This is a genomic window from Streptomyces sp. NBC_01717, assembly GCF_036248255.1.
GTDB lineage: Bacteria > Actinomycetota > Actinomycetes > Streptomycetales > Streptomycetaceae > Streptomyces.
In genome coordinates this window covers 6,558,438-6,576,727 of sequence record NZ_CP109178.1, presented here as the reverse complement: position 1 = coordinate 6,576,727, position 18,290 = coordinate 6,558,438, and the positions used below count along the sequence as shown (strand labels likewise).

At 71.3% G+C, this 18,290-nt stretch carries 17 protein-coding genes; 10 read left to right on the top strand and 7 right to left on the bottom strand.

Annotation, left to right across the window (positions count from 1 at the left end; all coding sequences use genetic code 11):
- Nucleotides 1-8: 8 nt before the first annotated feature.
- The gene (locus OHB49_RS29805; protein ID WP_329164064.1) at nucleotides 9-3,521 is read right to left on the bottom strand and encodes an AfsR/SARP family transcriptional regulator; all 3,513 of its coding nucleotides are present in this window, start codon (nucleotides 3,519-3,521) and stop codon (nucleotides 9-11) included.
- Nucleotides 3,522-3,753: 232 nt separating this feature from the next.
- Between OHB49_RS29805 and OHB49_RS29800 the strand changes: the two genes are divergently transcribed.
- A complete protein-coding gene (locus OHB49_RS29800) occupies nucleotides 3,754-4,548 on the top strand; it encodes a site-2 protease family protein (RefSeq protein WP_030970602.1) in 795 nt (264 codons plus the stop codon).
- On the opposite strand, the gene OHB49_RS29795 is transcribed toward OHB49_RS29800, so the two are convergent.
- Together OHB49_RS29795 and npdG are read right to left on the bottom strand one after the other, a co-directional pair.
- Complete coding sequence (locus OHB49_RS29795) at nucleotides 4,545-4,727, bottom strand: hypothetical protein (protein ID WP_030970600.1); 183 nt, start codon at nucleotides 4,725-4,727, stop codon at nucleotides 4,545-4,547. The genes OHB49_RS29800 and OHB49_RS29795 overlap by 4 nt on opposite strands.
- A 98-nt stretch (nucleotides 4,728-4,825) precedes the next feature.
- The gene (gene npdG / locus OHB49_RS29790; protein ID WP_329164063.1) at nucleotides 4,826-5,536 is read right to left on the bottom strand and encodes an NADPH-dependent F420 reductase; all 711 of its coding nucleotides are present in this window, start codon (nucleotides 5,534-5,536) and stop codon (nucleotides 4,826-4,828) included.
- A gap of 140 nt (nucleotides 5,537-5,676) precedes the next feature.
- On the opposite strand from npdG, the gene OHB49_RS29785 reads away from it, so the two are divergent.
- Together OHB49_RS29785 and OHB49_RS29780 are read left to right on the top strand one after the other, a co-directional pair.
- Nucleotides 5,677-6,279 carry a hypothetical protein gene (locus tag OHB49_RS29785; protein WP_030970595.1) on the top strand — a complete coding sequence of 201 codons (603 nt, stop codon included), beginning with the start codon at nucleotides 5,677-5,679 and terminating at the stop codon, nucleotides 6,277-6,279.
- A gap of 74 nt (nucleotides 6,280-6,353) precedes the next feature.
- Nucleotides 6,354-7,646, top strand: coding sequence for an MFS transporter (locus OHB49_RS29780; RefSeq protein ID WP_030970593.1), 1,293 nt, complete (start codon nucleotides 6,354-6,356; stop codon nucleotides 7,644-7,646).
- 53 nt (nucleotides 7,647-7,699) lie between these two features.
- Here OHB49_RS29780 and OHB49_RS29775 read toward each other — a convergent pair whose 3' ends face one another.
- On the bottom strand, nucleotides 7,700-7,930 hold the full coding sequence (locus OHB49_RS29775) for a hypothetical protein (protein WP_030970591.1): 231 nt from the start codon (nucleotides 7,928-7,930) through the stop codon (nucleotides 7,700-7,702).
- Nucleotides 7,931-7,988: 58 nt separating this feature from the next.
- On the opposite strand from OHB49_RS29775, the gene map reads away from it, so the two are divergent.
- Nucleotides 7,989-8,846, top strand: coding sequence for a type I methionyl aminopeptidase (map, locus tag OHB49_RS29770; RefSeq protein ID WP_329164062.1), 858 nt, complete (start codon nucleotides 7,989-7,991; stop codon nucleotides 8,844-8,846).
- Between the two features lie 202 nt (nucleotides 8,847-9,048).
- The gene (locus OHB49_RS29765; RefSeq protein WP_329164061.1) at nucleotides 9,049-9,714 is read left to right on the top strand and encodes a biliverdin-producing heme oxygenase; all 666 of its coding nucleotides are present in this window, start codon (nucleotides 9,049-9,051) and stop codon (nucleotides 9,712-9,714) included.
- 115 nt (nucleotides 9,715-9,829) lie between these two features.
- Here OHB49_RS29765 and OHB49_RS29760 read toward each other — a convergent pair whose 3' ends face one another.
- Nucleotides 9,830-10,516, bottom strand: coding sequence for a PhzF family phenazine biosynthesis protein (locus tag OHB49_RS29760; protein WP_329164060.1), 687 nt, complete (start codon nucleotides 10,514-10,516; stop codon nucleotides 9,830-9,832).
- A 312-nt stretch (nucleotides 10,517-10,828) separates the two neighbouring features.
- On the opposite strand from OHB49_RS29760, the gene efeO reads away from it, so the two are divergent.
- Genes efeO through OHB49_RS29740 form a run of 4 tightly spaced genes read left to right on the top strand, consistent with a single transcriptional unit; the run spans nucleotide 10,829 to nucleotide 15,163 of the window.
- A complete protein-coding gene (efeO, locus tag OHB49_RS29755) occupies nucleotides 10,829-11,965 on the top strand; it encodes an iron uptake system protein EfeO (protein WP_329164059.1) in 1,137 nt (378 codons plus the stop codon).
- Between the two features lie 20 nt (nucleotides 11,966-11,985).
- On the top strand, nucleotides 11,986-13,290 hold the full coding sequence (gene efeB / locus OHB49_RS29750; protein ID WP_329164058.1) for an iron uptake transporter deferrochelatase/peroxidase subunit: 1,305 nt from the start codon (nucleotides 11,986-11,988) through the stop codon (nucleotides 13,288-13,290).
- 33 nt (nucleotides 13,291-13,323) lie between these two features.
- Nucleotides 13,324-14,295 carry an iron uptake transporter permease EfeU gene (gene efeU / locus OHB49_RS29745; RefSeq protein ID WP_030970579.1) on the top strand — a complete coding sequence of 324 codons (972 nt, stop codon included), beginning with the start codon at nucleotides 13,324-13,326 and terminating at the stop codon, nucleotides 14,293-14,295.
- Nucleotides 14,228-15,163 (top strand): hypothetical protein, encoded by a 936-nt coding sequence (locus OHB49_RS29740; protein ID WP_329164057.1) that lies wholly within the window; start codon nucleotides 14,228-14,230, stop codon nucleotides 15,161-15,163. The genes efeU and OHB49_RS29740 overlap by 68 nt, the downstream gene beginning before the upstream one ends.
- 136 nt (nucleotides 15,164-15,299) lie before the next feature.
- Here the strand turns inward: OHB49_RS29740 and OHB49_RS29735 are convergent, their stop codons facing one another.
- On the bottom strand, nucleotides 15,300-16,046 hold the full coding sequence (locus OHB49_RS29735; protein WP_030970575.1) for a bifunctional DNA primase/polymerase: 747 nt from the start codon (nucleotides 16,044-16,046) through the stop codon (nucleotides 15,300-15,302).
- A gap of 341 nt (nucleotides 16,047-16,387) precedes the next feature.
- Between OHB49_RS29735 and ddaH the strand changes: the two genes are divergently transcribed.
- Nucleotides 16,388-17,233 (top strand): dimethylargininase, encoded by an 846-nt coding sequence (gene ddaH, locus OHB49_RS29730; RefSeq protein ID WP_376262961.1) that lies wholly within the window; start codon nucleotides 16,388-16,390, stop codon nucleotides 17,231-17,233.
- 20 nt (nucleotides 17,234-17,253) lie between these two features.
- On the opposite strand, the gene OHB49_RS29725 is transcribed toward ddaH, so the two are convergent.
- Nucleotides 17,254-18,252 (bottom strand): small ribosomal subunit Rsm22 family protein, encoded by a 999-nt coding sequence (locus tag OHB49_RS29725; protein ID WP_329164056.1) that lies wholly within the window; start codon nucleotides 18,250-18,252, stop codon nucleotides 17,254-17,256.
- Between the last annotated feature and the right edge of the window lie 38 nt (nucleotides 18,253-18,290).

The following is an 18,290-nucleotide window of genomic DNA, read 5'->3' as shown; positions in this document are numbered from 1 at the left end:
GCTCCGGTTCATTCCCGGAACGCCTCCGTCAAGGCGATGGCCTCATCCAGTGCGAGGCCATCGCCTTCGGCGTACGCGGCCTCGTAACCGGCGTCGCCGAGAACGGCGCGGGCCGCCGCCTCCGCCTCGGCGTAGTTCCTCCGCTCTATCGTCGTCGGCACGTGGCCGTTCGGCAGCAGACCACTGCCCGCGCCCAGCAGCCGGGCAGCGAGGGCCGCCCGGCGCTCGCCGCCGAGCCCGGCCAGGGCCCGCGCGAGGGTGACGAGGTTGATGACGGACATCTGGGGCGCCACCATCTGCGACAGTGGGTCCCCGGACCGCTCCAGCCCCTGCAGGCTCCGGGCCAGGGCGTCGGCGTACAGCCCCTCCTGGTTGTCCAGCCAGGCCTCCCCGCCCAGCACGAACCCTTCGAAGATCGCCAGGGTCTCGGATCTGAACTCCTCGCGCAGCAGGGCGTACTGTTCGCGCGCCTCGGCGAGGCGGCCGGCGCTGCCCAGAAGCATGGCGAGGAAGAGACGCGCGAAGGGCATCGCCTCGTGTCCCGCCGCCCGCCCCTCGGCGAGCACCTCGCGCAGGATCGCCTCGCCCTCAGCGCTGCGGCCCAGTTCGGCGAGCACGGAGGCGTACCGGGTACGGAGCACCGCCACCTGGGACTGGGCACCGAGCCGCTCGGCGTAGCCGATGGCGGCCTGGTAGTCGTCGGCCGCGCGGGTGTAATCGCCCCGCCGCTCGTTGGCCTCCCCGCGGGAGGAGAGCGACTCGGCGGCGCCCCAGTCGTCACCGAGCCGACTGAAGATCTTCAGGCTCTCGTCGGCGTCCACGCGGGCCTCGCCGGACCAGTCGGGGCGGTTGGCCAGCACATTGGCGCGCATCTGGAGCGCTGCGGCGAGCTCCCACTCGTAGCCCAGCTCTCGGGAGGCACGGACCGTCTCGTTCAGCAGTTCGCGCAGGTCCTCGACACCCCCGGTGAGCATGACCGCGAAGAACCAGAGCGACGCCGGGGCACGGCAGGTCTGCGGCTGGCCCGCCCGGTAGGTAGAGGCGATGACGCGCAGCCGCTCCATGCTCTTCTCGCTGGTCCACTCGTCCAACGCATGGTCCATGCTGACCAGTTGGATCAGTGCGATCCCGCGCCGCGCCTCCTGGAGCAGCTCCGGACCCATCGGCGGCGGCGCGTCGGTGCAGCGTTCCCGGATCGAGGGGGCGGGCCGGGCCGGCGGGGCGAAGGGGTCCGGGCCCAGCGCGGCGGCCGCGTCGGCCCAGTGCAGGGCGTCGGCGCGCAGATCGCGCATCTGCCAGTACCAGGCGAGCGAGAGCACCAGGCAGACCACCTCCTGCTCGTCGCGGGCGGCGACGGCGTGGCGCAGGGCGGTGCGCAGATTCTCGTACTCCCGCTGAAGGAGGTCGATGGCGGCCCGCTGCCCGGCGCCGCGCAGCAGGGGGTCGGTGGTACGGGCCAGCTCCCGGAAGTACACCAGGTGGCGCTGCTCGACGTTGGCCCGCTCCCCGGACTCGTCGAGCCGCTCGGCGGCGTACTCGCCGACGGTCTCCAGCAGCCGGTAGCGCATTTCACCGCCGTCGGCGGGCGCGGCGACGACGAGGGACTTGTCGACGAGCGAGCCGAGCACCCCGGCGACCTCGCGCGCGTCCTGCGGCCGGTCGGCGCAGACCGCCTCGGCCGCGGCCAGCGTGCAGCCACCCGCGAAGACGGACAGGCGGCGCAGGACGGCGCGTTCGGGAGCGTCGAGGAGGTCCCAGGACCAGTCGACAACGGCACGCAGGGTCTGCTGGCGCGGCAGAACGGTACGGCTGCCGCTGGTCAGCAGGCGGAACCGGTCGTCGAGCCGGTCCGCGATCTGGCGCGGGCTGAGCATCCGCAGCCGGGCGGCGGCGAGTTCGATGGCGAGCGGCAGCCCGTCGAGCCGGCGGCAGATCTCGGCGGCGGCCGCCGCGGTCTCGTCGTCCGTGTCGATCCGGAAGCCCGGCTTCGCGGCGGCACCGCGGTCGGCGAGCAGGCGCAGCGCCATCGGGTCGGGCAGCGGGTCGACGGGGCGGACGAACTCGCCCGGTACGCCGAGGGGTTCACGGCTGGTCGCCAGGACGGTGAGGTCCGGGCAGTGGACGAGCAGATGGTCGGCGAGCGCCGCGGCGGCCGCGATGACGTGCTCGCAGTTGTCGAGGAGGAGCAGCATCCGGCGCCGGGAGCAGTGCTCGGTGAGCCGGACGAGCGGATCGCCGGCGCCCCGCTCGGCGGCCCGCAGCTCCTCGGCGCCGGCGCCGCGCAGCACGGTCTCGCGCGCGCCGAGCGCGGTCAGTACCGCTTCGGGCACGGCCTCGGGGTCGTCCACAGGGGCGAGCTCGGCAAGCCAGACGCCGTCCGGCCAGGAGAGCCCGGCGGACTCGGCGGCCTCCTGGGAGAGCCGGGTCTTGCCCGCGCCCCCGGGCCCGAGAAGGGTGACGAGCCGGGCCTGCGCGAGGTCGTCCCGAAGCGCCTCGATATCGGCCTCGCGCCCGACAAAGCTGGTGAGCCTGGCGCGCAGGTTGCCGTGGTGGGCGGCGGGTGCGTACGGGGCGGGGGGGCCGTCGTGGGCGGGGGCAGCGGCGGGCGCGGGGGTACGGGCCGGCCAGGGGGCACGGTTCGGCACGGCAGTCGGGTCCGCCAGCGGCGACCGGTTCGGCGCAGGCGCGTGGTGCGGCGCGGCGGCCGGACGCAGTCCGGGCGTCCGATCGAGCCCGGACGTGCGGCCCGGCGCGGGCGCCCGGCCTTGTCCGGCCGCTCGGTTCGACGGCGCCCGCGCCGGTTCCTGGCGAAGCAACTCCGCGTGCAGAGACCGCAGTTCGGGGCCCGGGTCCGTGCCGAGGCGGTCGGCGAGTACGGTGCGTACCTCCTCGTACGCCGCCAATGCCTGCGCCGTACGTCCGGCGTCCCGCAGCGCCCGCAGGCGCAGCGCCTGGAGCGGTTCGTCTATCGGGTGGTCGGCGCAGAGCGCGACCAGTTCCGGCAGGACCTCGTCGGCGCGGCCCAGCGCCAGCGCCGCGGCGAGCCGGGTGCGCCGGGCGTCCAGTCGGCGGGCCGTCCAGCGGGCGGCGACGGCGCCGCGGTCGGGCAGATCGGCGAGGACCGGGCCCCGCCACAGGGCGAGCGCATCGTCGAGGACGGTGACGGCCTCGGCCGGATCGCCCGCGTCCAGGGCCCGCACCCCCTCCCCCGTGAGCCGGTCGAAGCGGTGCAGGTCGACCGCGTCGGGATCGGCGGCAAGCCGGTAGCCGCTCTCGGCGGAGGCGATGGCCTCATGGCCGAGAACCCGCCGGAGCCGGCCGACGAGCGCCTGCAGGGCACCCACCGCGTCGGCGGGCGGCTCGCCGTCCCACACCTCGTCGACGAGCACCGCGGCCGGGACCACACGGCCGGGGCTCAGCGCGAGAACGGTCAGCAGGGCGCGCAGCCGCGCCCCACCGATGGCGACGGTCGTGCCGTCGTCGTGGAGTGCCTGCGTGGTGCCGAGGATGCTGTAGCGCACGCCCCTATTCTCCGTGACCGGAATCGGGAATCGGACAGACGCCCGGCAGCAGCGGTCTGTTCCGGCCCTCGTCGTCGCCCAACGGTTTTCCGGTATCGCTCGTCATGTATCCACCCTGTCCGGAACCACCACCCGGATGCGAGTCGTTTCCGCCGTGTCGCCTGTACGGTCGGGACTCGTCCTGCCCGTGACGCGCTCCACCTTCTGCCGCCGAGCCACTTGGAGTCCGCTGATGACCACCGCAGTTGCCCGCAGCGACCGGCGGATCAGTCCCATCTTCCTCGGGATCGCCGCCGTCATGGCGGTCTCCGGCTGGGCGGTGTGGACGGACTTCGCCGAGCCGCCGGGGCTTGCGATCTTCCTCTTCGTCACGGCGGCCTGGGTCGTCTCGCTCTGTCTGCACGAGTACGCGCACGCGCGCACCGCACTGCACAGCGGGGACATCTCGATCGGGGCGAAGGGCTATCTGACGCTGAACCCCCTCAAATACACCCATGCGCTGCTGAGCATCGTGCTGCCGGTGCTGTTCGTGATCCTGGGCGGTATCGGGCTGCCCGGTGGCGCGGTCTTCATCGAGCGGGGCCGGATCAGCGGCCGCTGGAAGCACAGCCTGATCTCGGCGGCTGGCCCCCTGACGAACGTACTGTTCGCGGTCGTCTGCACGGCGCCGTTCTGGCTGCACGCGCTGGACGGTGTCCCGTTGGGGTTCCGGTACGCGCTGGCGTTCCTGGCGCTGCTCCAGGTCACCGCGTCGATCCTGAACTTCCTACCGGTCCCGGGGCTGGACGGGTACGGGGTGATCGAGCCATGGCTGTCGCACCGGATCCGCCGCCAGGTCGAGCCGTTCGCCGTGTTCGGCCTGTTCGCGGTGTTCGGGCTGTTGTGGATCCCCGAGGTGAACACCGTCTTCTTCGATGCGATCCACGGCCTGTTGCAGTCGCTGGGCGTCAGCGAGTTCGACACGTACTGCGGCTTCGACGCCTACCAGTTCTGGCAGCAGTCGAATCCGTCCTGCGTCGCCGGTTAGAGGTGTCCGGCGGCGGTCTCCGCGCGGTGCTTGCGCAGGTAGTACCACGCCATGTTGGAGGAGAGTCCGGCCAGCAGCACCCAGATGATCCCGAGCCAGGTGCCCTGGACGAAGGAGATCACGGCCGCACCGACGGCCAGGACGCAGACGGCGAGGGCGTAGAGAGCGAGGCGGGGCATGGGGGGCGGCTCCTGTCCGGGATGGCGCGTGGTCCCGTCCAGTGTCCCTCATGCCCCGTTCCGCTCTCCGCAGGGTTCGGCCGTGGGCGCCCCGGGGCTCAGACGTCCGTGGTGCGCAGCCCGGCGTGCGCCTTGTAGCGGCGGTTGACCGAGATCAGGTTGGCGACCAGCGACTCGACCTGGTGGGCGTTGCGCAGCCGGCCCGCGAAGATGCCGCGCATGCCGGGGATCCGGCCGGCGAGCGCCTGCACGAGATCGGTGTCGGCGCGGGCCTCGCCCAGCACCAGCACATCCGTGTCGATCTCCTCGATCGCCTCGTCCTGGAGCAGCACCGCCGAGAGGTGGTGGAAGGCCGCGGTGACCCGGGACTCGGGCAGCAGGGCGGCGGCCTGCTCGGCGGCGCTGCCCTCCTCGGGCTTCAGGGCGTACGCGCCCTGCTTGTCGAAGCCGAGCGGGTTGACACAGTCGATGACGAGCTTCCCGGCGAGCTCGTCGCGCAGCGACTCCAGGGTCTTGGCGTGGCCGTCCCACGGCACGGCGACGATCACGACGTCGCTGCGGCGGGCGCACTCGGCGTTGTCGGCGCCCTCGACGCCGAGGCCCAGCTCGGCGGCGGCGGTCCGGGCGCGGTCGGCGGCGCGGGAGCCGATGATCACCTTCTGCCCGGCGCGCGCGAGCCGGTAGGCGAGACCGCGGCCCTGCGGGCCGGTGCCGCCGAGCACGCCGACGGTCAGCCCGGATACGTCGGGAAGGTCCCAGGGGTCCTTGGCGGGGGGCTTGGGCGCGCTGCCGCTGTCATTCGTAGTCATGGGCCCGACACTACTGCGCGCCATGGAGGGGAACGCAGCGTGTCAGCCCTGCGACATCCGTCACTGCGCCTGCGCCCGTTCGGCTGGTTCGGTGCCGTTCGCCGGTGCGGGGGACGGGTCCTGCGGCATGATGCCGGGCCATGGATGCCGTACGCGTCGCCCTGCTCCGTGAAGTGCTCGCCGGGACCGAGTGGCCGGCGGCGGCCCGCCGGTTCGCGGGGGCCCTCCGGTCGTCCGTCGTTCCGCACGGCGGCGGGCTGCTGCTGGTGGGTACGGCGGCGTACGAGCCGTGGCACCTGGCGGCCCATCTGGTCGACGAGTCCACCTGGTCCGGGCTGCCGGAGCTGACGCCCACGCTGGTCCGGCACCGGGTGGAGCCGGGCGATCCGGCGCATCTGGCCGTCGGTCTGGGCCGGATCGAGGCGGCCGGGCGGGGCGAGACGCTGTTCCTGGTGGCTCCGGAGCGGCCCGGGGACGGGCTGCTGGAGCGGGTGCACGACGCGCGCCGGGCGGGGGCGACGGTGCTGTCGCTGGACAACGGCGATCCGGAGGTGCGGGGACTCGCCCATGAGACCCTCGCGGTGACCTGCCGAGACGATGTGGACCTGGACACCGTGCAGCATCTGGTGAGCGCGGCGGCCGGGGAGAACAGCGTTCCCGCACCACGCGGCCGCCATCGCTTCCGGGACCGGCTGTCCCGGCTCGCCGACCAGCTGACCGCGCCGCCGCCCGCGCGCTGGTGACGAGGACGAGGCCGGCGCAGCCCCCGGTAAAACCGGTTGCAGAGGGCACGTACGGCGCCGGACCATGACCCCTCGTGACCTCTGCCACCGCCCTGCCCGCCAGGCTCTCCGCACTCCTGCCCGATCTCTCGCCCTGGCGTTCCTCGGCCGACTTCCGGCTGCTGTGGGTCCAGGGCCTGGTCACCTATTTCGGCAGCTTCATGGCGCTGATCGCGCTGCCGCTCCAGATCAAGGAGCTCACCGGTTCGCCGCTCGCCGTCGGCGCGATGGGTGCGGTGGAGCTGGTGCCGCTGGTTGTCTTCGGTCTGTACGGCGGGGCGCTCGCCGACTCCGCGGACCGCCGCAAGGTGATCCTGGGCACCGAGGCGGGGCTGGGGCTGCTCGCGCTCGTCCTCCTGGTGAATGCCGCGATGCCCGACCCGATGCTCTGGCCGCTCTATCTCGTCGCGGGCGGCGTCTCCGCGCTCGCCGGGCTCCAGCGGCCCGCGCTGGACTCCCTGATCGCCCGGATCGTGCCGCACGACCAGCTCACCGCGGCCGCCGCGCTGAACTCGCTGCGCTGGCAGTTCGGCGCGATCACCGGCCCGGCGGTGGCGGGTCTGGTGGTGGCCTATGCGGGGCACGCCACGGCGTACACGGTCACCGTGGTCACGTTCACCGTCTCCGTGCTCCTCTGTCTGCGGCTTGCGCCCGCGCCGCCCGCCGAGCACGCACGGAAGCCGTCGCTGCGGGGCATCGCCGAGGGGGCGAGGTACGCCTGGAGCCGGCCGGTGCTGCTGGGGACGTACGCGATCGACCTGGCGGCGATGTTCTTCGCCTTCCCTAACACGATCTTCCCGTTCCTGGCGGACGAGCTGGACGCCGAATGGTCACTGGGGTTGATGTACGCGGCGGGGTCGGTCGGCTCGCTGGTGCTTGGCCTGACCAGCGGCTGGACGTCACGGGTGCGGCGGCACGGGCTGTTCGTGGTGTTCGGGGCGGCGGCCTGGGGGCTGGCTATCGCGGCGGCCGGGTGGTTCAGCAATGTGTGGCTGGTGCTGGTCTGCCTGGCGGTGGCGGGCGCGGGCGACATGCTCAGCGGTCTGGGCCGCTCCACGATCTGGAACCAGACCATCCCGGAGGAGTTGCGCGGCCGGCTGGCGGGCATCGAGGTGCTTTCGTACAGCGTGGGACCGCAGCTGGGCCAGGTACGGGCGGGCGCGATGGCGGGCTGGACGGGCACGCGGACCGCGATCTGGACGGGCGGGGTTGCGTGCGTGGCCTCGGTCGCGCTGCTGGCTGCGGCGCTGCCGAAGCTCCTCACGTACGACTCCGAGACGGACGCGGACGCGGTGCGGCGCCGGCAGTCCAGCCCCTCCGGTGTGTGAGGAGCAGGGTCCGGGGCCGGAGCCCCGGGGCAGCTGCCGGACGGGCCGGAACCCTACGCGTCGGCCTCCGGAGGCGTGGCGTTGTCGTGCCACTTGGGGTCGGTCTCCCACTCCAGATTCCGCTCCTTCGCCGTGTCCATCGCGTGCTGCGCCTCCTCACGGGTGGCGTAGGGGCCGAACCGGTCCTTCGCGGGGCACTCAGGGCCTTCCTCGACCTTCTGGTGCACCAGGCAGTAGTACCACTCGCCCGGCTTGCCGACCGTGCGCTTCTTGAACAGGGCCATCATCGGCTCCTTTCCTCTGAGCCATGCTGCCCCAAGCTCGCTGGTTAGACTCGCTGACATGTCTGGCCAGTCGCTGCTCGCACCAGGGGAGATCACTCCCATCCGTTCCGTACCGGGAAATATCCGGCGCCCCGAGTACGTGGGCAAGCCGGCTCCTGCGCCGTACACCGGCCCGGAAATCCAGGACGCCGACACCGTCGAGCGCATGCGCGTCGCCGGCCGGATCGCCGCACAGGCGATGGCCGAGGCCGCGAAGCACATCGCTCCGGGCGTCACGACGGACGAACTCGACCGCGTCGCCCACGAGTTCATGTGCGATCACGGCGCATATCCGTCGACACTCGGCTACCGCGGCTTCCCCAAGTCGCTCTGCTCGTCGCTCAACGAGGTCATCTGCCACGGCATCCCGGACTCCACGGTGCTGCGCGACGGCGACATCGTGAACCTCGACGTCACCGCGTACATCAACGGTGTGCACGGCGACAACAACGCCACCTATCTCTGCGGTGCCGTGGACGAGGAGTCCCGGCTGCTCGTGGAGCGCACCGAGGAGTCCCTGAACCGCGCCATCAAGGCGGTCCGCCCCGGGCGCCAGATCAATGTGATCGGGCGGGTCATCGAGTCGTACGCCAAGCGCTTCGGGTACGGCGTGGTCCGGGACTTCACCGGGCACGGGATCAATTCGTCGTTCCACTCCGGTCTGATCATTCCGCACTACGACAGCCCGCACGCGACCACCGTGATGCAGCCCGGCATGACATTCACCATCGAGCCGATGCTGACGCTCGGGACGCACCAGTACGACATGTGGGACGACGGCTGGACCGTGGTGACGAAGGACCGCAAGCGCACCGCCCAGTTCGAGCACACGCTGGTGGTGACGGAGACGGGCGCCGAGATCCTGACCCTTCCCTGACCTTTCGTACGAGATCTGCAACCCCGGCGAACGGGCGGAACCGGGCGTATCGTTTTACCGACGGACCGTCGGGAAGCTGTTGACTTAGGTAAGCCTAAGTTGGAGGATCGGAGATGTCGACAGTGGCTGCCGAGCGCAGTTGCTGTCGGCTTTTCCGTCTTCTTCCGGACTTCCCTCCCTCCTCGGTCCCCGGAGGCCCGCCTTGGACGCAACAGCCGCCACCACGCCCTTCTCGACACTGATCCGCACGGCGTCGCACGAGCAGCACACCGAGGCGGAGACCTCGACCTTCATGAGCGACCTGCTGGGCGGGCGGCTCGGAGTGGTTGCGTACACGCGCTACACCGAGCAACTGTGGTTCGTCTACCGGGCGCTGGAGGAAGGCGCGGAGGCGCTGCGCACCGACCCGGTCGCCGGTCCGTTCATACAGCCGGAGCTGATGCGCACCGCGGAGCTGGAACGCGATCTGGCGCATCTTCGCGGTGCGGACTGGCGCAGGGGCCTGGAGCCACTGCCCGCGACGGCCGCGTACGCCGACCGGGTCACCGAGTGCGCGCACACCTGGTCCGCCGGATACGTCGCGCACCACTACACCCGCTATCTCGGGGATCTCTCCGGCGGCCAGATCATCCGCGACAGGGCGGAGAAGACCTGGGGCTTCGCGCGCAAGGGCGACGGTGTCCGGTTCTATGTCTTCGAGGAGATAGCCAACCCCGCCTTGTTCAAGCGGGGTTACCGCGAGCTGCTGGACGCGGTGGACGCGGACGAGCTGGAGAAGAAGCGGATCGTCGACGAGTGCCGGCGCGCGTTCGCGCTGAACACGGCGGTGTTCCGGGAGCTGGGCGAGGCGTTCCCCCGCAGCGCGTAGGGCCCCGGCGGTGCGGGGGGCGGGGTGACCGGGGGGTTCCGACGGTGGGCCCGGTCACCCGTGCCGCTTCGTCCTCGATCGCCGGCCGGACGGGCTCGAAGCCGCCCGTCCGACGTCACAGCGCCGGTGACAGGCTTGCACCCGCCAGCAGGACGCGCCCCCCGATTTCCACCGTGCCGTCCGGCGCGGGTGCGGTGAGGATCTGGGAGCCGCGCCCTTGCCTGATGTTGAGGGCCCGGCCCAGTTGCGCGCTGAGCAGCAGCGCCGCCGCACCCGTCGCCTCGTCCTCGACGATCCGGTCGTCCCGCCGTGGGAAGGCCCGCGCCCTCACCCGTCCCGCCGCCTCGTCCTCCCACGCCCATACGTACAGCCAGCCCTCCCCCGGGGGCGGCCCGGTCAGTGCCTCGACCTCTGCGACGGATGCGTACTGCTCCAGCGTGCGCGGCGGCACCCACTCGGGGCGGGCCGCGATCCAGCTGAACTCGCCGTCCTGACGGGTGTAGATGTCGCCGACCGGCAGTTCCAGGATCTCCAGGTCGAGCAGCCAGGCTGCGCCCACGAGCGGATGCCCGGCGAACGGCAGGCGGAGTCCCGGCGTGTAGATGTCGACGTGCCCGCGCTCGGGATCGTCGACGAACACGGTCTCACTGAAACCGAGCTTCTCGGCGAGCGCCTGCCGGGACGCCTCGTCGGGGTACGTGCGCCCGTCGCGTACGACCCCGAGGGCGTTGCCGTGCCGTCCGTCCGGGCCGCAGAACACGTGCAGTACGTCGATGCCTGCGGGTACGTCGTAGTCACTCACGTGCGCATTCAAGCACCGTGCGGCCCGGGGGTGCCGCAGGAGCGGATCGGGCGGTACGGCGGCGGGGCCGCGGTGACGACTCGGGTACCGAGGCGCCCCTCGTTCGCACCACCAGGCGGCGCTTGACCATCCCTTGACCCGCCCATGGGGCACCCATGGGCTGTCCGTGATCGCCCTGTTCTCCGGCGCCGCAGGTGAGAGCTGAATCACTGTACGGGTGGGTACCGGTGAGGTAAGCCTCGGTTAAGTTAGGTCCGCCTCACCCGCCCCTTTCCGGCCCTGTTCATCCTCTTCAGCCTTTGTGGAGCCCGTATGCGAGCCGTTCGATTCTCCGTCGTCACCGCTGTCGCCACCGCGGCGGCTCTGACCGCCGTCACGGGCTGCGCCGAGAAGAGCGACGGCAAGGGTGACGGCGCGGTGAAGGTCACCGCGAAGGACGACTCCTGCGCGGTGACGAAGACGAAGCTCCCGGCCGGTCACATCGCACTCGCCGTGGAGAACAAGGGCTCCAAGGTCACCGAGGTCTACGTCCTCTTCCCGGACGACCGCATCGTCGCCGAGCGCGAGAACATCGGCCCCGGCACCAAGGCCACCATCACCGCCGAGGTCAAGGCCGGTTCGTACGACGTCGTCTGCAAGCCCGGCATGAAGGGCGCCGGCTTCCGGCAGAAGATCGAGGTCACCGGCGGCACCGCGGTCAAGCGCAGCCCCGAGATGGACAAGGCCGTCGCCGGCTACCGCACCTATGTGCAGGCGCAGGCCGACGAGACGCTGCCGAAGGTCAAGGTCTTCACGGACGCCGTCGCCGCGGGTGACATCGAGGCCGCGAAGAAGGCGTACGCCGACTCCCGCATCGGCTGGGAGCGCACCGAGCCGGTCGCCGAGTCGTTCGGTGACATCGACCCGAAGGTCGACGTCCGCGAGGACGGCCTGGAGGACGGCCAGAAGTGGACCGGCTGGCACCGCCTGGAGAAGGCGCTGTGGCAGGACAAGAAGCTCGGCGCCGAGGAGAAGGCCCTCGCCCCGGTCCTCTACAAGGACCTCGTCGACTGGCAGAAGCGGGTCGGCAAGGCGGAGATCACCCCGACCTCGATGGCCAACGGCGCCAAGGAGCTCCTCGACGAGGTCGCCACCGGCAAGGTCACCGGTGAGGAGGAGCGCTACAGCCACACCGACCTGATCGACTTCAAGGCCAATGTCGAGGGCGCGCAGAAGTCGTACGAGCTCCTGAAGCCGATCGCGTCGAAGAACGACGCGGCGCTGACCACCACCCTGGACAAGCAGTTCGCGGCGCTGAACACGCTGCTGGACAAGTACCGCGAGGACAAGAACTCCTACGAGTTCACCTCGTACGAGAAGGTCGGCAAGGCGGACCGCAAGGAGCTGTCGGACGCCGTCAACGCGCTGGCCGAGCCGCTGTCGCAGCTCGCCGCCGCAGTGACGAAGTAACGGGCGGGGAGGCACCGGTCATGTCCGAGGAGAGCCAGAACACCACCGGGACGGACATCGCCGACGCGGGCGCCGCCGAGCCGGACGCCACCGGCGGCCGCGCCCCGTCGCGCCGTGCGCTGCTCGGCTGGGGCGGTGCCGGGCTGGCGCTCGGCGCGGTCTCGGCCGGTGGCGCGGTCGCCGCGGTGCGCACGGAGAACGACGCCGTGCCGGCCGCGGACAGCGGCGCCGCGGTGCCGTTCCACGGTGTGCACCAGGCCGGTATCGCCACCGCCGTCCAGGACAGGCTGCACTTCGCCGCGTTCGACGTGACCACGAAGGACCGGGCCGAGCTGATCGCGCTGCTCAAGGAGTGGACGCGGGCGGCCGAGCGGATGACTGCAGGTCACGCGGTCGGCGACGGGGCGTACGGCGGTCTCGCCGAAGCACCGCCGGACGACACCGGCGAGGCGCTGGGACTCAAGCCCTCCCGGCTCACCCTGACCATCGGCTTCGGTCCCTCCCTGTTCGCCAAGGGGAGGTTCGGCCTTGAGGACCGGCGCCCGGAGGCGCTCGTCGATCTGCCGAAGTTCCCCGGCGACAATCTCGACGCGGCCCGCAGCGGCGGCGACCTGTGCGTCCAGGCCTGCGCGGACGACCCGCAGGTCGCGGTGCACGCCATCCGCAACCTCGCCAGGATCGGCATGGGCCGCACCGCGATCCGCTGGTCGCAGCTGGGCTTCGGCAAGACGTCGTCGACCACGCCCGACGCCCAGACCCCGCGCAACATGATGGGGTTCAAGGACGGCACCCGGAACATCTCCGGCACCGACACCGCGGCCCTCGACAAGCACGTGTGGGCCGGCGAGAAGGACGACGCCGGCTGGATGACCGGGGGTTCGTACCTGGTGGCCCGGCGCATCCGCATGCACATCGAGACCTGGGACCGGACCGGACTCCAGGAGCAGGAGGACGTCTTCGGCCGGGACAAGGGCGAGGGCGCCCCGGTCGGCAAGGCGAAGGAGCGCGACGAGCCGTTCCTGAAGGCGATGCTGCCGACCGCCCATGTGCGGCTCGCCCACCCGGACAGCAACGACGGTGCGAAGATCCTGCGCCGTGGCTACTCCTTCACGGACGGCACGGACGGCCTGGGCCGGCTCGACGCGGGGCTGTTCTTCCTGGCCTACCAGCGCGATGTCCGCAAGGCGTTCATTCCTCTGCAGCGCCGCCTCGCGGCGCACGACGCACTCAACGAGTACATCCAGCACGTGGGTTCGGCGCACTTCGCCGTCCCGCCGGGCGTCCGCTCCAAGGACGACTGGTGGGGCCGGGCGCTGTTCTCGTAACGGGACTCGAAGCGGAAAAAGGAGAACCGAAACGTGTTCAGCAACTTCCTGATCGGCCTGCGCGAAGGCCTCGAGGCCAGCCTGGTCGTCTGCATCCTCGTCGCCTATCTGGTGAAGACGGGCAACCGGAGCAAGCTGCTGCCGATCTGGCTCGGGGTCTCCATCGCGGTCGTCGTCAGCCTGGCGTTCGGCGCGGGTCTCGAATTCGGCTCGCAGGAGATGACGTTCAAGGCGCAGGAGGCGCTCGGCGGTTCGCTGTCGATCGTCTCGGTCGGCCTGGTCACCTGGATGGTGTTCTGGATGCGGCGCACCGCGCGGCATCTGAAGGCGGAGCTGCACGGCAAGCTCGACGCGGCTCTCGCGATGGGCACCGGCGCGCTGGTCGCCACGGCACTGCTCGCCGTCGGCCGGGAGGGGCTCGAGACCTCGTTGTTCGTCTGGCGTGCGGTGCATGCCGCGGACGACGGCTGGCATCCGATGATCGGCGCGCTGCTCGGGATCGCCACGGCCGTGGTGCTGGGCTGGCTGTTCTACCGCGGTGCGCTGAGGATCAACCTGGCGAAGTTCTTCACCTGGACCGGCGGCATGCTGGTGGTCGTCGCGGCGGGCGTGCTCGCATACGGCGTCCACGATCTGCAGGAGGCCGAGTTCCTCGGCGGTCTGCAGAACCGGGCGTTCGACATCAGCGCCACGATCCCGCCGGACAGCTGGTACGGAACGCTGCTGAAGGGCACCTTCAACTTCCAGCCCGATCCGACCGTTCTTCAGGTCACGGTGTGGGCGCTGTATCTGATCCCCACTCTCGCGCTGTTCCTCGCCCCGGTAGGGTTCGGACGGTCAGTGGGGGCGACGGATCAGAAGGCGCAGAAAGCAACGGATGAGAAGCCTGAGGCCGATTCGGCTGGCGACGGGGCTCGCGACAGCGATGGTGCTGAGCATGACGGCGAGCGGCTGCGTGACGGTGCACGGCGAGCTGGAAGTCGTACCGGCGGCGACGAAGTCTGAGGCCGCGAAGGCCCTTACGGACTTCACCACCGCGTACAACGCGGCGGACAAGGCCTACGACCCTGCGTTGGACGCGGACCGGGTCACCGGGGCGCTCGGTGCGATCAACCAGGCCGGTCTGCGAGCGCGGCAGAAGAACAACCCGGACGGCAACGCGAACCACCGGCCGCTGGAGCTGACCGACGCCACGTATCTCATCCCGAAGAAGGCCGGCTGGCCGCGCTGGTTCCTCGCGAACACCGACTCCAACCGCGACCAGGACAGCGGGAAGCAGGACACCAGCTGGCTGATCGCCTTCGTCCGGACCGGTCCCGACGCGGTCTGGAAGGCGTCGTATCTCGCGGTCGTGACGCCGTCCGAGCTGCCCGCGTTCGCGAAGGACACCGACGGGCGGGCCCGGCCGGTCACCGCGGACAGTGCGGAACTGTCCGTGGCGCCGAAGGACTTGAGCACGTCGTACACGCAGTACCTGCAGAAGGGCACGCCGGACGTGTTCGCCCCCGGGGTCGCCACCTCGGCCTGGCGGGTCGAGCGCAGGAACAGCCGGCGGGCGGGCTTCTCCTTCCAGTTCATCGACCAGCCGCTGGACGGCGGTACGTTCGGTCCGCTCGGCCTGGAGACGGAGGACGGCGGGGCGCTGGTCTTCTTCAGCAGCAAGCACTTCGAGCAACAGACCGCGGCGAAGGGACTGCGCCCGCCGGTCAACTCGGATGTGCAGGCGCTGCTGACCGGCGAGGTGAAGACCACCCTCACCAAGGAGCGGGTCTCCAGCCAGCTGGTGTACGTCCCGAAGAAGGGCGCCGGGAACCGCGCCAAGGTGATCGTGCTGAACCGGCTGCCGGGACTCACGGCGGCGAAGGGCTCCTAGGCGGGGTCCTGCGCTGCCGTGGGCGGCGTCCCGTTCTGCCGGGAGCCGCCCGTGGGTGCGGGGTTCGCGCTGCTCGTGGCGCAGGGCTCGTGGGCCCCGAATCCCGGGCTCGCCCGTTCTTCCGCCGCAGCGGATTTCAGCGGCTGAGCGGCCAGGCCACCGAGTCGTGGTCGAGATCGCTCTGGTCCGCCGTGTCGGCGTACTGCGCGCAGGCGTCGGTGAGCGTCTCCAGCAGCGTCAGCGGGTCCGGCAGCGGGTTCTCCGGGCCGCGGACCCAGTGCACGTCCAGCTCACCGGGGAGCATGGCGGGCGGCAGGAGTACATAGCTTCCGCGGCAGTGCCAGCGCATCCCCGGATGCTCGTCCATGGTCTCGGGATGGCAGTCCAGCTCGCAGGGCCACCACTCGTCCTCGTCCTCGGGGGTACCGCGGGTGGCGGTGAAGAAGAGCATCCGGTCGTCGCCGGAGACGGCCACCGGGCCGACGTCGATGTCCGCGGCGAGGAGCCGCTCCAGAGCCTGGTTGCCCGCGGTCAACGGCACGTCGAGAACGTCATGGATCATGCCGGTCGCGGTGATGAAGTTGGCCTGCGGCTGACTGCGGGCCCAGCGCTCGATCTGGGCACGGTCGGTGGTGGACTGCGTCTGCCAGGCGAACGAGATGGGGTGGCGGGCGGGGGTGGGACAGCCGATGCGTTCGCACGAACATCGGTAGCCGACCGGGTGGGCGGCGGGCGAGATGGGCATTCCGGCTTCGGCGACAGCCAGGAGCAGCGCCTCCCGGGCGGTGTCGTCGACCTCGCTGTGCTGCGATTTGGGTCGTCGGCGAAGCCATTGGGAAAACTTGCTCTCTGTGCCGCGAGAACGGCCGAAATCGGCGCCCATCAATCCCCTTACCTCAGCGTTGCCCCTGCCTATGGTCCCACCATCCTGCGCCTCGGGTGGCCAGAGTTCTCAAGCGGGGTGCCAGGACCGGCGCACTGAGCTGGGCACTATGCCGATAATTGGGCTGAAATGGCAGGTGTGGCTCAGGAAGTGTCCGTCGGTGCAGCGGGACGGGACGTAGCACCTCGACGCCTCTGCGTAGTCGTTACCGAGCCGCCCGTACAACCACCCGATCGGTTCACTGCGCGGTCGCCCCGGACGGCGCACCATGGGCTCACGCACAGACCCGTGCGAGCCCCGACTGTCCGCAGGCCACCCCTGCTGTCCGTGAGGAGCCCCCATTGCCTCGTGAAGCCACACCCTCATCGCTTCGTGAAGCGACCCCGCGCCGCTATCTGATGTGCGCCCCGACCCATTTCCAGGTCACGTACTCCATCAACCCGTGGATGGACCCGAGCAAGCCGGTCGATCTGCAGCTGGCCCAGGCCCAGTGGGAGGACCTGCGCGACCGCTACCGGGCGCTCGGCCACACCGTCGAGCTGCTCACCCCGCGTCCCGACCTGCCCGACATGGTCTTCGCCGCCAATGGCGCCACCGTCGTGGACGGCCGGGTGCTGGGTGCCCGGTTCGCTTACCAGGAGCGGTACCCCGAGGCCGAGGCGCACCGGGACTGGTTCCGGGACCACGGCTTCACCGAGATCCATGAGCCGGCCCACGTCAACGAGGGCGAGGGCGATTTCGCGGTCACCTCGTCGTACCTGCTGGCCGGGCGCGGCTTCCGGTCCAGTCCGCTCTCGCACGACGAGGCACAGGAGTTCTTCGGACGGCCGGTGATCGGGCTCGATCTGGTGGACCCGCGCTACTACCACCTGGACACGGCGCTGTGTGTGCTCGACGAGGCGGGCGACGAGATCATGTACTACCCGGGCGCCTTCTCGCCGGGCAGCCGCTCCGTGCTGAGGCGGCTCTTCCCCGACGCGTTGACGGCCGAGGAGGCGGACGCCGCGGCGCTCGGGCTGAACGCGGTCAGTGACGGCCTCCATGTGCTGGTGCCCCAGGGCGCCGCAGGCCTCTTCGACCCGCTGCGGGCGCGCGGTTTCGAACCGGTCCCGATGGACCTGAGCGAGCTGCTCAAGGGCGGCGGCAGCGTGAAGTGCTGCACCCAGGAGCTGCGCGGCCAGGTCTGATCCGGAAGAGAGAGGCTCTTCTAGGCATCGTCGACGGGGGGCGGCCAGGCGTCGCCCCACGCGGTGTCCCGGGCGGCCCGGTACAGCTCGCCGTGCCGCTTGGTGACCGTGGAGCGCTTCAGTGCCTCGTCGCGGGTGCAGAGGTCCAGCAGCACCTGTCCCTTGCGGATCTGCGGCCTGCGGGTGACCCGGGCGAGTACCGGCTCGGTGGCGAAGCGGGTCGCCACGACATAGCTGAACTTCTCGTCCTCGTACGGCAGCGATCCGCCCTTCACCTGCCGGTGCAGCGAGGAGCGGCTGACCCGGGCGGAGAAGTGGCACCAGTCGGTGCCCGGCTCGATGGGGCACGCCTCGCTGTGCGGGCACGGTGCGGCGACCGTCAGCCCGGCGGCGATCAGCCGGTCGCGGGCCTCGATGATGCGGGCGTATCCGTCGGGGGTACCGGGCTCGACGATCACGACGGCCTGTGCGACGGCCGCGGCCGTGTCGACGAGGGCGGTGCGGGCGGCCGCCGTCAGCTCCCCCAGCACGTAGCTGACGGTCACCAGGTCCGTGGGGTCGAGCTCCAGGCCCGCACCGATCCGGGCCCGCCGCCAGTCGGCGGTGCGCAGGGCCTCGACACCGGAGGCCCCGGCCAGTTCCCGGCCGAGGACGAGGGCGGGCTCGGCCCAGTCGAGGACGGTCGTCCGGTGCCCCTCCCAGGCCCCGGCAACGGCCCAGCTCGCCGCTCCGGTGCCGCCGCCGATGTCGGTGTGGGTGGCGGGTGCCCACTCCGGAGCGGCCTCGCGCAGCCCGGCGAGGGCGGACCGTACCGCTTCGAAGGTCGCGGGCATCCGGTACGCGGCGTACGCGGCGACGTCCGAGCGGTCGCGGAGCACCGGGGCATCGGTCGGGGTGGTCCCCCGGTAATTGGCGATGAGCCGGTCGACGGCCTGGGCGGCCTGCTTGGGCGGCAGTCCGTCGAGGAGTCCGGCCAGCGCCGCGCGCAGGGCTTCCGCGGTGGAGAGGGTGACGTTCACCGATAAATTGTAGGCGGACCCGACCGGCCGTTCTCCGG